Annotated in this window: 13 protein-coding genes; 9 read left to right on the top strand and 4 right to left on the bottom strand. The window is 38.0% G+C overall.

What is annotated here, in order from left to right; all coding sequences use genetic code 11:
- Positions 1 to 8 precede the first annotated feature (8 nt).
- Complete coding sequence (locus HMPREF0519_RS06635; RefSeq protein ID WP_004561635.1) at positions 9 to 998, top strand: 3'-5' exoribonuclease YhaM family protein; 990 nt, start codon at positions 9 to 11, stop codon at positions 996 to 998.
- A gap of 64 nt (positions 999 to 1062) precedes the next feature.
- Here the strand turns inward: HMPREF0519_RS06635 and HMPREF0519_RS06630 are convergent, their stop codons facing one another.
- From HMPREF0519_RS06630 to HMPREF0519_RS06620, 3 genes are all read right to left on the bottom strand, one after another.
- On the bottom strand, positions 1063 to 1944 hold the full coding sequence (locus HMPREF0519_RS06630; RefSeq protein WP_004561634.1) for a peptidylprolyl isomerase PrsA: 882 nt from the start codon (positions 1942 to 1944) through the stop codon (positions 1063 to 1065).
- Between the two features lie 127 nt (positions 1945 to 2071).
- On the bottom strand, positions 2072 to 2383 hold the full coding sequence (locus HMPREF0519_RS06625) for a hypothetical protein (protein WP_003560776.1): 312 nt from the start codon (positions 2381 to 2383) through the stop codon (positions 2072 to 2074).
- 2 nt (positions 2384 to 2385) lie between these two features.
- Positions 2386 to 2850, bottom strand: a complete 465-nt coding sequence (locus HMPREF0519_RS06620; RefSeq protein ID WP_003560774.1) for an HIT family protein — start codon at positions 2848 to 2850, stop codon at positions 2386 to 2388.
- Positions 2851 to 2966: 116 nt separating this feature from the next.
- Here HMPREF0519_RS06620 and HMPREF0519_RS06615 point away from each other — a divergent pair, with 116 nt between their 5' ends.
- Genes HMPREF0519_RS06615 through trmB form a run of 3 tightly spaced genes read left to right on the top strand, consistent with a single transcriptional unit; the run spans position 2967 to position 5603 of the window.
- Positions 2967 to 3704 (top strand): ABC transporter ATP-binding protein, encoded by a 738-nt coding sequence (locus HMPREF0519_RS06615; protein ID WP_004561633.1) that lies wholly within the window; start codon positions 2967 to 2969, stop codon positions 3702 to 3704.
- Complete coding sequence (locus HMPREF0519_RS06610; RefSeq protein WP_004561632.1) at positions 3701 to 4924, top strand: ABC transporter permease; 1224 nt, start codon at positions 3701 to 3703, stop codon at positions 4922 to 4924. The genes HMPREF0519_RS06615 and HMPREF0519_RS06610 overlap by 4 nt, the downstream gene beginning before the upstream one ends.
- Before the next feature lie 37 nt (positions 4925 to 4961).
- Complete coding sequence (gene trmB / locus HMPREF0519_RS06605; RefSeq protein WP_035462907.1) at positions 4962 to 5603, top strand: tRNA (guanosine(46)-N7)-methyltransferase TrmB; 642 nt, start codon at positions 4962 to 4964, stop codon at positions 5601 to 5603.
- Here trmB and HMPREF0519_RS06600 read toward each other — a convergent pair.
- Positions 5588 to 5917 (bottom strand): hypothetical protein, encoded by a 330-nt coding sequence (locus tag HMPREF0519_RS06600; RefSeq protein WP_004561630.1) that lies wholly within the window; start codon positions 5915 to 5917, stop codon positions 5588 to 5590. The genes trmB and HMPREF0519_RS06600 overlap by 16 nt on opposite strands.
- Before the next feature lie 153 nt (positions 5918 to 6070).
- Between HMPREF0519_RS06600 and HMPREF0519_RS06595 the strand changes: the two genes are divergently transcribed.
- The 5 genes from HMPREF0519_RS06595 (at position 6071) to HMPREF0519_RS06575 (ending at position 11629) form a co-directional block, all read left to right on the top strand.
- Positions 6071 to 6394 (top strand): thioredoxin family protein, encoded by a 324-nt coding sequence (locus HMPREF0519_RS06595; RefSeq protein ID WP_003554386.1) that lies wholly within the window; start codon positions 6071 to 6073, stop codon positions 6392 to 6394.
- A 24-nt stretch (positions 6395 to 6418) separates the two neighbouring features.
- Positions 6419 to 7060, top strand: coding sequence for a YtpR family tRNA-binding protein (gene ytpR / locus HMPREF0519_RS06590; protein ID WP_003560763.1), 642 nt, complete (start codon positions 6419 to 6421; stop codon positions 7058 to 7060).
- Between the two features lie 26 nt (positions 7061 to 7086).
- The gene (locus tag HMPREF0519_RS06585; RefSeq protein WP_004561629.1) at positions 7087 to 9402 is read left to right on the top strand and encodes a DNA translocase FtsK; all 2316 of its coding nucleotides are present in this window, start codon (positions 7087 to 7089) and stop codon (positions 9400 to 9402) included.
- A gap of 32 nt (positions 9403 to 9434) precedes the next feature.
- Complete coding sequence (murC, locus tag HMPREF0519_RS06580) at positions 9435 to 10766, top strand: UDP-N-acetylmuramate--L-alanine ligase (RefSeq protein WP_004561628.1); 1332 nt, start codon at positions 9435 to 9437, stop codon at positions 10764 to 10766.
- Between the two features lie 155 nt (positions 10767 to 10921).
- Positions 10922 to 11629, top strand: a complete 708-nt coding sequence (locus tag HMPREF0519_RS06575; RefSeq protein ID WP_003560758.1) for a Bax inhibitor-1/YccA family protein — start codon at positions 10922 to 10924, stop codon at positions 11627 to 11629.
- The last annotated feature ends 33 nt before the right edge of the window (positions 11630 to 11662 follow it).

The raw sequence follows: 11662 nt of genomic DNA, 5'->3' as shown, positions 1-11662 counted from the left end.
GGTTTAAAATGGCAAAACACTTGATGGATTTTTCTTTAGAAGAAGATTTTGAGATATATGTTTTGATTAAAAATGCTGACAAACGGGTCGCAAAAAACGGGAAGTCATTTCTTTCTATTACATTTCAAGATCAATCCGGTCAAATCGCCGGTATGTATTGGGACGCAAGTGAACAGGATGCGCAACAATTTGTTCCCGGAAGAGTGGTTTATCTAAAGGGAAAACGAGAAAACTACAAAGATACGCCTCAGATTAAAATATATGAGATGCGCTTGACTAAAGCCAATGAGCCACATGATCCACTTATGTTTGTTAAACGTGCTCCTATGACAAGTCAAGAAATGAAAGACTACATTAACCAAACGGTTTTTGAAATTACTAACGCAACATATAATCGAATTGTTCGAGCGCTACTTAATAGACATGCAAAATCATTTTTCAGTTATCCAGCAGCAAAAAGTAATCATCACGATTTTGCAGGAGGACTGGCGTTTCACACAATTTCAATTCTGCGACTTGCTCATTCTGTTGTTAAACAGTATCCGGATATTGATGCACCGTTGCTTTATGCTGGGGCTGTTTTACACGATCTAGGCAAAACGGTTGAATTATCGGGACCGGTTGGAACGGAATATACTTTGGCAGGGAATCTTTTAGGTCATTTAAGTATTATTGATGCTGAAATTGTTGAAGCGGCGGACAAATTGGGCATTGATGGGCAAAATGAAGATTTACTTTTATTGCGACATATGGTTCTGTCCCACCATGGATTACTTGAGTATGGGTCACCTGAACGTCCAAAATTATTAGAAGCGGAGATACTTCATGACCTTGACGAACTGGATGCCTCAATCATGATGATTCAAGGTGCGCTGACAAATGTTGTTCCCGGTGATTATTCCGATAGAATTTTTGGATTGGATAACCGGCGCTTTTATAAGCCGCGCATACCAAATCATTTACAAGATAGCGGAAAAGATCCAAGTAGTTTATTTTAGGCACTAAAAAAACGGCTGAGAGTTTTAAACTCCCAGCCGTTTTAATCATACAATTAATTAGAGCTTACTTCTTCTTCGAAGAGCTTGAAAGGTAGTCAGATAAGACGTTTTGAAGATCTTTGTCTTGAATTGTAACCTTACCTTTTTTAAGGACCTTAGAAACAACTGAATGTAACGTATCGCTGTCTGCTAAGCGCTTGTCGACGAGTTGAGTCTTCAATTCGCTTTCATGGTCTTTGTAAGTTCCCTTTGCAGGGTGGTTAACCATTTGAATAACTTGATAACCATATTGAGTCTTAACAGGTGTCTTGGTGTATTCGCCATTCTTCAACTTGAAAGCAGCCTTCTTGAAGTTTGAATCAAGAGAAGTGTTTGTGTTGTCAAATGCCGAAATTCGACCGCCCTTATTCTTGGTAGCAGTATCAGTTGAGTACTTCTTAGCTAAGCTTGAGAAGCTCTTACCAGCTTTAAGTTGTTTGATAACCGTTTCAGCAGTTGATTTCTTTGAAACCAAGATTTGATTAACAGTTACTTTTGGTTGATAAGACTTGAATTGTGCTTTCAACTGAGCATCGGTAAATTTGGTGTTATCCCGCACTGCTTGTTGTAATAAAAGATTTGAACGAATCGAATCTTTCAACTGTGAAGCAGTCATACCATTTTGCTGAAGAACAGCGTTAAATGATGAGCCGTATTGCTTCTTATACTTGTTGAAGTCTTTGTTAACAGCAGAGTCCTTAACCTTTTTGCCGTATTGTTTTTCCAATACTTTGTTAAGAATCATTTGTTGGAATACCTGCTTACCACTTGATGTACCCTTCAAGCTGCTGTAATAAGCACTTTCAGTAATCTTACCGCCGTTAGTAGTTGCAACTGATTTGCTACCACAAGCTGCAAGCGTAAAACTCATGAGTACTCCGGCTAAAACGATTAGCCATTTTTTCATACAAAAACACATCCATTTCTACATATAGTATTCGTTTGTAAAGCAAACGTTCCGTACAATAATAACATATTCTTGGCAACATACCTAAGCCACCGTTGAACTTAAACAAAAATTCATAAAATTGTGATTATGGTTTATTTATTTTTGAACTGTATTTGTTAATCTCATCAATTCTCGGCTGAATTTGAAACTGCGCTTCGTCAATATCTCTTTGCAATGCAATTAAAACTTTTTCAAGTTCAGGAATTTGATCTTTAAACTTATTAAGGGCCTGCTTAAAATCTTCGTAGGCGACTTTCCAATCAGAATAGGCCTGTTTTTTTACTCGAAAACTTTTTCTTACTCGTTTTGCGAAAGCTTCAGGCGTTTCTTTATTGGTATATAAGTAAACACCAAATAAAAACGCAGCTGCACCAGCCATTTTCAATCCGGTTTTCATAATTAATCTCCTATATGTGCTACGATTGAATCCTGAATTTTCTTCAAATCATCTGGCGTATACTTATTGGAGTTATCTTTAAAGGTCATTGAGAAGTCGTCATGGTTGGTATATCGTGGTACCAAATGGAAGTGAGAATGAAATACCGATTGATAGGCAACCTGTCCATTATTATTAAGAATGTTCATACCTTTTATATCCGGATTGGAGTCTTTAACAGCTCTGGCAATCTTTGGAATTCTTGAAAAAACTGCTGCAGCGAGTTCCGGGTCGTACTCAAAAATATTTGCGATATGTTTTTTGGGAATAACCAAAGTATGACCAGGGGTTCCTTGAGAAATATCGAGGAAAGCTTTTACAACATCATCCTCGTAAATAGTGTAACTTGGAATTTCATTTCTGACAATTTTACAAAAAATACAATCTTTCAAATGTTTTACCTTCTTTCTGTCAATGCTAACAATCATTATAACATCAATGTCGACCCGAACTAATTCAAAGACTAATTTTCTATGTTATAATTTGTTTTGTATCTGTTTTTGTTGATTGAAAGACTAAACTATTAGAATTGTGGAGTGAAATAATGACCTTACAAATTTCCAATCTTGTTGGTGGATATTCCCAAGTTCCCGTTTTGAAGGATGTTACCTTTGATGTTAAGGATGGGGAATTAGTCGGGTTGATCGGACTTAATGGTGCCGGCAAATCCACAACAATTAATCATATTATCGGTTTGTTAACACCGTTTAAGGGATCAGTTAAAATTAATGGTGTGGCAATTGATGACGATGTAAAAAAATATAAACAGCAGATTGCATACATTCCCGAACAACCGATTGTTTATAAAGAATTGACACTAAAAGAACATTTAGAAATGACCATGCTTGCTTATAATTTGGATCAGAATGAGGCATGGAAACGAGCGGATAAACTATTAAAAACATTCCGATTGGAAAATAAATTAAACTGGTTTCCTGATAATTTTTCAAAAGGGATGCGACAAAAGGTCATGATTGTTTGTGCATTTTTGACAAATGCCAAATTATTTATTATTGACGAACCGTTTCTTGGACTTGATCCGTTAGCCGTTAACGATTTGTTGAACTTGATTTCCGAAAGAAAGAGGCAAGGGGCAAGCATTTTAATGTCAACGCATGTTTTAGACACCGCGCAACGTTACTGTGATCGCTTTGTCTTATTACATGATGGCAAGGTCAGAACAGAGGGTACTTTAGCCCAATTACAAGCGCTTTTTCCAGAAGCCGGCAAGTCACTCAATGATATCTACCTGACGCTAGCAAGGGAAGGCGAGGCTTCATGAAAACATTGTTTAAAAAACGCTTGGGTGCTCATTTAACTGAGTTAACGAAGTATTTGAGACTTGTTTTTAATGATTACTTTGTTTTAGCACTTGTTTTCATGATTGGTGGATTAGGGTATTATTATTCTAATGCGCTTAAACAACTGACAACCGGTCTTTGGTGGGCACCACTTCTTATTATCATTGTGCTTCTGATCAGTGTCCAGACAGGTAGGATGGCAACACTGATTGAGGATCCGGATTATGTTTTTTTATTGCCGAAAGAGGCCGAGTTGATCGGCTATCTCAAACGTGCTTTTTGGTATAGCACAATACTTGCAGCTTTGATGCAACTATTATTCTGGATAGTTTTGATGCCCTTTATACAAGTTACAGTTTCTGCTTCTGCGCCTCAACTATTTTCCTTATTGGGCACCATCATATTCTTAAAAGTAGCTTGGATGAATGCCGATTTTGCCAGGAAATATCATTTGCAGCATAAATGGATGGGAAATCGATGGCTCTTTCGATTGATCATTCCAGTTGTTGTGCTGGCAATCTCTATCTATGTTAATTACTTTATAGGGGTCATCTTAGCTGCGATCGTCATGATTGGTGGATTGTTTACTCAAAATGCTTGGAAAAAACGCTCTGTAGATTGGCAAACACTGATTGCCGATGAAAATAGTCGCATGCATTCAATTTACCAATTCTTTAATTTATTTACTGATGTGCCATCGCTAAGGGGTTCTGTAAAACGAAGGAGATATTTGGACTGGCTGCTACACAAAATTAAGCTTTTGCCGGACAACACCTATTTGTACCTTTATGCACATGGCATTATTCGTGATAATGAGATGAGCGGTTTATATGTAAGATTAACAGTTATTGGTACGTTACTCCTGGTTTTTATTAAAGGGGAAGTCTTACCAATTGTTTTGTGTTTACTGTTTCTCTATTTAATTGGCTTCCAAATGATCCCGTTCTACTTTCATTTTGATGACAATGCGTTTGTTCACATTTATCCAGTTACAACTGAGTTTCAATTAAAGAATTTCCAAAGAGTGCTGTTAATGATGATGGGGACTGTTGCGGTCATTTTTGCAATTGCGGTCATTGCCGTGAACTTAACAACGCCCGTTACGGTTATTGGCGTGCTCATTGGTGAAGCGATAGAAGTTGGCTTGTTTATTTTTATGTACGTACCAAGAAGAATTAAAAAAAGTGAATTTAGTAGATAACGATAAATTTGATAAATTAAATGAAGAGGTGAAAAGTTTGCGTGTAAGAAATAAACCTTGGGCAGATAGTTACATTAAAGATCATGCGGATTATATTGTAACAGAGCCCAAAAATTGGCTTGGCAAGTGGCAGGAACGGTTCGAAAGTAAGCAACCATTAAACGTTGAAATTGGTACCGGCAAGGGACAATTTATTATAGAAAATGCAAGGGCCCATCCGGAAGTTAATTACATTGGCATTGAACTTCAGAAATCGGTGATTGCAACTGCACTTCGAAAATTCATGGAAGATCCATTGCCAAATCTACAATTTGTTTTGACCGATGGTGCTAACTTGGACGAATTATTTTTGGCGGGTGAAATTCAAAAAATATTTCTGAATTTTTCAGATCCATGGCCCAAAAAAAGACACGCAAAAAGGCGATTGACATCGCCTGGCTTTCTTAAAACGTATCAAAAAGTACTTGCTTCAAACGGAGACATCGAATTTAAGACCGATAATCGGGGTCTCTTTGAGTACACACTAGTGACAATGAACAATTTTCCGATGATTTTTGATGATGTATTTCTTGATCTTCATCAATCACCAGAAAATGAGACTAACATTGAAACTGAGTATGAGGAAAAGTTTAGTCCGAATGGGCCAATTTATAAATTAGTTGCTCATTTTAATTCATAGACTTCTTCTTTTAACGTTTTATTAGTTAAGTAATTGACCCAGAACGCGTGAACTTCAACGTTACCGTCATTGGTTTGATAATTATAACCAAAGTGGAAAATAGGGGACGTTGACTTTGCTTTTTCAAAAGAAACGCTCCAATGCCCGAGATATTTTCCGTCAATAGTCAAATCACGATGTTGTTTAATCATTTTATTTAAAAGGCTTTCGCGAATTCGTGATTTCTGGTAATCTTTATTCAGATTAAATATTGCGTAAACGCTTGTAACAATACTTGCGAACATGACACTTTGATAAAATGATTTAGTTTCCATAGGTGTTCACCTCTTTAGCGATAGTTGTTTAAACTTAAGTATACGCTTTTAGGAACAAGGCATTGAGCAAAAGCACATAATAATTTGGATTTATGCGATATAATTTGGTTGCTTACTAAATGAAAGCAAAAAGTTTGAAGGGATGATAAAGTCATGAAAGAGTTACCTAAAACCGATTTAGCTACCTTGGAATCTCAAATTCCTGAAGGTAAATATATGTTGTTCTTTACAGCGGGATGGTGCCCTGATTGCCGGTTCATTAAACCTGCAATGCCTGAAATCGAGCAAAAGTATCAAGACTATACATTTTTAAAAGTTGATCGAGATGAAAATATTGATTTAGCTGGTGAAATGGATGTTATGGGGATTCCAAGCTTTGTTGCCTATGATAATGGCCAGGAGATTGGTCGTTTTTCAAATCCTGATCGCAAGACTAAACAAGAAGTTGAAAAATTTATTGATTCATTAAATAAATAAAGATGGATAGGGAAGGATAAAATAATGTTAATTGCGAGTTATAACCCTAAGAACACGGGTGACACGATGGTGGTAATTATAAATCAGGATGTGAATAATCAGGAAACGGTTGTTCACGACAACGTTGCTCGTATCTATGATTCAAAAACCGATCAAACATTGGGGTACAACTTCTTAAAAGCAAGTCAAATTCTTCCTGAAGTTATTGATCAAAACGGTCAGATTGATTTAACAGAAGGGCAAGTTCAAAAGTTAAATCAATTTTTGACTGCACATGGTTTTCCGGGTGACCTTAAAGCGGATGAAGAAGCACGGTTTGTCGTGGGGTATGTCAAAACAATGACAGATCATCCACGGTCTGATCATTTAAAAATAACAACGACGGAAGTTGATAACGGTCAGGAATTGCAAATCGTTAGTGGATCGCCAAATATGCAGGCCAGCATTAAAGTTGTTGTTGCAAAAATTGGTGCAATGATGCCCAACGGATTAATTATTTGGCCTGGAGAACTTCGGGGTGTTGAAAGCGATGGTATGATTTGTTCAGGACGAGAACTTCAGATTCCTCATGCACCACAAGTTCCAGGAGCATTAATTTTACCGGATGATTATCAAGCGGTGGGAGAACCGTTCGATTTCAAAAAAGCACAACATTTATTCAGTTAATTATAGAAAACAAAAGGTGAGAAAGTATGAAGTATTATGACGGACCCGCCTTTTTTCGTCGTCGAGATTTAATCAAGTCGCGAACGCCTAAAAAGGGGAAAAATAAATACCAATCAGCACCTGATTATTCTCGCAAGCCGACTCGTGATTTAAAAAAAGAGGATACGCATTTTACAGATAATAGAGTTAGTGATGATACAACACCTGCTTTTTTGAAAGAAATTCGTAATTTTGTACCGAATCAGCGTGATGTGAATGCAAAAAGAAGAAAGCAAAAGAAACAAATTGAGACAAATTATTTTGTTAGTCAGAAGAATCGACGATCAACATATTATTCAAAATTAATGGATCAGTTGAGGACATCTGATGATGATTTAATTGTTCTTGAAGATCCTTTGAATTCAGTGACTCAGAGTGAAAAAGGAACATTAAAAAAGACTGATGACCATATTTTAGAGCATCACAACATTACACCAAACACGGAACAGCTCGAAGCTCCTCTATCTGATTCTGATTTGAATCATAATACTGACACTGACCGAGTTAACCAAACCGATGAGGGCGATTTAAAAGAGAACGTTGGCAATTATGAAAAAGATGATCTTGAGAATGAGTTGAATCATCATGTGATTGATAGCTCGAAATCCACAAATTCGAGACCGGAAGTTTCACATCCAATTAAGCACGGATTGGGACAATCGCTGGTTTCAATTGTTGATAGTGAACGTGCTGCAAAACCTGATTTGTCTTTATTTCATGAGCAGACAAAAGATGGTTTGTCCGACACTAAAGAAATCTCTGCGAAAGATGATCAAAAGCGACAGCCAGTTGTTGAAAAATTGGCTGTTGAAACTTCCGGTTTGCCAACGGAGACAGCTACAATCCAATCTCAATCATCTACGTCAACTGATGGGTATCATTTTCCCTCTTTGGGCTTATTAAAAAAGCCCCAACCAACTGATGAAAATGCAATGGATGACTGGATAGAAAACCAGATAGAGACTTTAGACAAAACCTTTCATGCGTTTAAGGTGAATGCTCAAGTTGTTGATTGGACGGATGGACCGACCGTTACCCAATTTCAGGTTAAGTTGGCTTTAGGCGTTAAGGTAAGTCGAATTACCAATTTAACCGATGACCTTAAACTTGCACTAGCGGCTAAAGATATTCGTATTGAAGCACCAATCCCTGGCAAATCAACGGTGGGCATTGAAATTCCAAACCCCAAACCAAGACCAGTTGTCCTTTCTGAGATTATTTCTACTAGTAACTTCACTAATAGTCGTTCACCACTGACTACCGCAATGGGAGTTGACCTTTCCGGGACACCAAGAATTGCGGATGTTCGGAAAATGCCGCATGGCTTGATTGCCGGTGCCACGGGTTCAGGAAAAAGTGTCTTTATTAATAGTTTATTGGTTTCTTTACTGTATAAAGCAACACCAGCAGAATTGAAACTATTGCTGATTGACCCTAAAGCTGTTGAGCTGGCCCCTTACGATGGCATTCCGCATCTTTTATCACCAGTTATTTCGGATCCCAAATCAGCTGCTGCCGCATTGCATTGGGTTACAAAGGAAATGGACCAACGATACGAAAAGTTATCTGCTGCCGGTGTTCGAAATATCGAGCAATTCAATAAAAAAGCAAGTGATGCCGAGGAATATGGCTTGAAGATGCCATATATACTAGTCATCATTGATGAATTAGCTGATTTGATGATGGCTGCTTCCAGTGAGGTTGAAGACTACATAGTCCGAATTACACAAAAAGCGCGTGCCGCTGGGATTCACTTGATTGTTGCGACTCAACGACCGAGTGTTGATATTGTGACTGGAACGATTAAAAATAATATTCCATCACGAATTGCTTTTATGGTTTCAAGTCAAGTGGACTCCAGGACAATTCTGGATACCGCTGGCGCAGAGCGATTGTTAGGACGTGGGGATATGTTGTATCTTGGAAATGGAGCTAGTCAACCAATTCGTCTTCAAGGCGCGTTTGTCAATAACAAAGAATTGGAAAATGTGGTTGATTTTGTTCGTCAACAGGGGCAACCTCATTATTTATTTACACCGGATTCATTAAAGGCTGCTGTTGATAATAACGAGTCACAAGATGATTTAATGCCACAGATAATGAAATTTATTGCTCAAGAAGACACAATTTCTACTTCAAAGCTTCAACGAGTATTTTCAATCGGGTATAATAGAGCTGCAAACATAATTGACAGTTTGCAGGATCGGAATTTGATTTCTGAACAACGTGGTTCAAAACCTCGGACGGTTTACTATCATCCGGATGATGAAACAAGCGATGAATCAAAAGACGAGAAAGAGTAAATCTAAATTAGATGGGATAGGTAGGATGCAATATGAATTCAGATACGGTGTATCACTTTGTAGGTATTAAAGGAACAGGAATGAGTGCGATGGCTTTAATCCTTCATGATCGAGGTGAAAAAGTTCAGGGCTCTGATATTGAACAGTACACATTTACGCAACGTGGATTGGAACAGGCAGGTATTAAAATATTACCCTTTGATGCCAATAATATTCACGAGGGTTTAACTGTCATTGCGGGGAACTCCTTCACTGATGATCATCCAGAAATTAAGAAAGCTCGAGAGATGGGCTTGACGGTATACCGTTATCACGAATTTCTTGGAAAGATAATTAAGGGTAAAACAAGTATTGGTGTATCTGGTGCTCATGGTAAAACAAGTACAACCGGATTGCTTTCACATGTTTTGTCCGGAATTGCACCAACCGATTACTTAATTGGTGATGGCTCTGGTAGGGGTGTGCCAAATGCTCGTTTCTTCGTTTATGAAGCGGATGAATATCGACGTCATTTCTTGGCGACCGAACCTGATTATGCCATCATGACTAACATTGATTTTGATCACCCTGACTACTATAAGAACATTGACGATGTCCAAGATGCTTTTCAGACGTTTGCCAACCAAACGAAGAAAGGAATTTTTGCTTGGGGCGACGATAAGCGTCTTCGTAAATTAAAAGCCAAGGTTCCGATTTATTATTATGGACTTAATGATACCGATGATTTTCAAGCCTTTGATGTTAAGCGAACGACCAAGGGATCAAGTTTCCATGTGAGATTTAAAGGTAAGGACTTGGGGGAATTCACAGTTCCATTATTTGGTGAACATAACATCTTTAATTCGTTAGCGGTAATTGCCGTTGCATACTCTGAGGATGTAGATCTTGAAGAAATTCGAAGAGAGCTGAAAACGTTTGATGGCGTTAAGAGACGCTTTTCAGAACGTAAAATTTCCGGAATGACAATTATTGATGATTATGCTCATCATCCAACTGAAATTAAAGCAACGATTGATGCTGCCAGACAAGAATACCCAAGCAAAAAAATTGCGGTGGTTTTTCAGCCACATACGTTTAGTCGTACCATCGCGTTAATGGATGATTTTGCGAAGAGTTTGAACTTGGCAGATGAAGTTTTCTTGACCCAGATTTACAGTTCACCGCGTGAAAGCTCTGGTAAAGTTTCAAGCGAGGATCTTTCAAGGAAAATCACAAAGGGCGGCAGAATCTTGTCTTCCGATAATATGTCACCTTTATTGGATTATGATAACGATGTGATTATTTTTATGGGTGCCGGCGATATTCAAAAATACGAAAAGACTTATGAAGACCTTCTAAGTCATCTTAGCAAGAATAATAATTAAGATTTCTTAGGAAAAGCCATTGATCGAGATATTTTGCTTGATTAATGGTTTTTGTTTGTTAAGATTACTTATTAAGAGATGGAGTAAATTCCGCAACTGTTTTGATTTATTTGTTGTAAAATTAAGGCAGGGATTCGAAAGAAGGAGCGAAATTAATGGACAATTTTTCAAATGAACGAAACGAGCGGCGAGTTGTTAACAATGCTGCTGGTTTAAATGCTTTTTTAACTAAAATGTATGGTTGGATGAGTTTAGCTGTATTGGTATCAGCTGCAACGGCTTTTCTGACTGTTACGACAGTTTCAAGAGATGTTTTGAACGGCGGAGGTATGTGGATCGCAATAATCGCCTGGTTTATTTTACCGTTTGTTGTGTCTTTTCAGGCCTTAAAGCGACCATCGTTGGCTTTCGCTGCGTTAATGGGGTACGCTGTTTTAAGCGGGTTCGTCTTTTCAACCCTTGCTTATCGTTATACAGGTGCTTCAATTGCGGCGGCCTTTGTGTCAGCGTCGGCAATCTTTATCACAATGACAGTTTTCGGATTAGTGACTAGAAAGAACCTGGATAAAATTGGTCGGCAGGCAATTGCCGCGTTAATTGCACTTGTTATTGCGATGATTATTAATATCTTCTTGAGAAGCAGCCTAATTACGTTTGTCTTTTCAATTATTGCCGTTGTTATTTTTACAGCGCTGACGGCATATGATACGCAAAAGATGAAGCAAATGTACAATCAGGCGGGTAGCACTGGTCAAGTTTCTGTTAGTGGGCTGGCCGTGTTTGGTGCCCTTCAACTATACTTGGATTTTGTTAACCTATTCTTACAATTATTGCAGATTTTTGGTATGGGTGACGAACGCTAATATATGATTTAAAATCGATGGACCGGGGAATTT

Source organism: Lentilactobacillus hilgardii DSM 20176 = ATCC 8290 (genome assembly GCF_000159315.1).
Lineage (GTDB): Bacteria > Bacillota > Bacilli > Lactobacillales > Lactobacillaceae > Lentilactobacillus > Lentilactobacillus hilgardii.
Note: the sequence above shows the minus strand (reverse complement) of the source record. Positions and strands in the feature narration are given on the sequence as shown.

Coding starts and splice junctions, on each gene's coding strand:
- HMPREF0519_RS06575 (WP_003560758.1), top strand. CDS start 10,922: ATGGACAATTTTTCAAATGAACGAAACGAGCGGCGAGTTGTTAACAAT.
- HMPREF0519_RS06625 (WP_003560776.1), bottom strand. CDS start 2,383: ATGAAAACCGGATTGAAAATGGCTGGTGCAGCTGCGTTTTTATTTGGT.
- ytpR (WP_003560763.1), top strand. CDS start 6,419: ATGTTAATTGCGAGTTATAACCCTAAGAACACGGGTGACACGATGGTG.
- murC (WP_004561628.1), top strand. CDS start 9,435: ATGAATTCAGATACGGTGTATCACTTTGTAGGTATTAAAGGAACAGGA.
- HMPREF0519_RS06585 (WP_004561629.1), top strand. CDS start 7,087: ATGAAGTATTATGACGGACCCGCCTTTTTTCGTCGTCGAGATTTAATC.
- HMPREF0519_RS06635 (WP_004561635.1), top strand. CDS start 9: ATGGCAAAACACTTGATGGATTTTTCTTTAGAAGAAGATTTTGAGATA.
- HMPREF0519_RS06630 (WP_004561634.1), bottom strand. CDS start 1,944: ATGAAAAAATGGCTAATCGTTTTAGCCGGAGTACTCATGAGTTTTACG.
- HMPREF0519_RS06595 (WP_003554386.1), top strand. CDS start 6,071: ATGAAAGAGTTACCTAAAACCGATTTAGCTACCTTGGAATCTCAAATT.
- HMPREF0519_RS06620 (WP_003560774.1), bottom strand. CDS start 2,850: ATGATTGTTAGCATTGACAGAAAGAAGGTAAAACATTTGAAAGATTGT.
- HMPREF0519_RS06615 (WP_004561633.1), top strand. CDS start 2,967: ATGACCTTACAAATTTCCAATCTTGTTGGTGGATATTCCCAAGTTCCC.
- HMPREF0519_RS06600 (WP_004561630.1), bottom strand. CDS start 5,917: ATGGAAACTAAATCATTTTATCAAAGTGTCATGTTCGCAAGTATTGTT.
- HMPREF0519_RS06610 (WP_004561632.1), top strand. CDS start 3,701: ATGAAAACATTGTTTAAAAAACGCTTGGGTGCTCATTTAACTGAGTTA.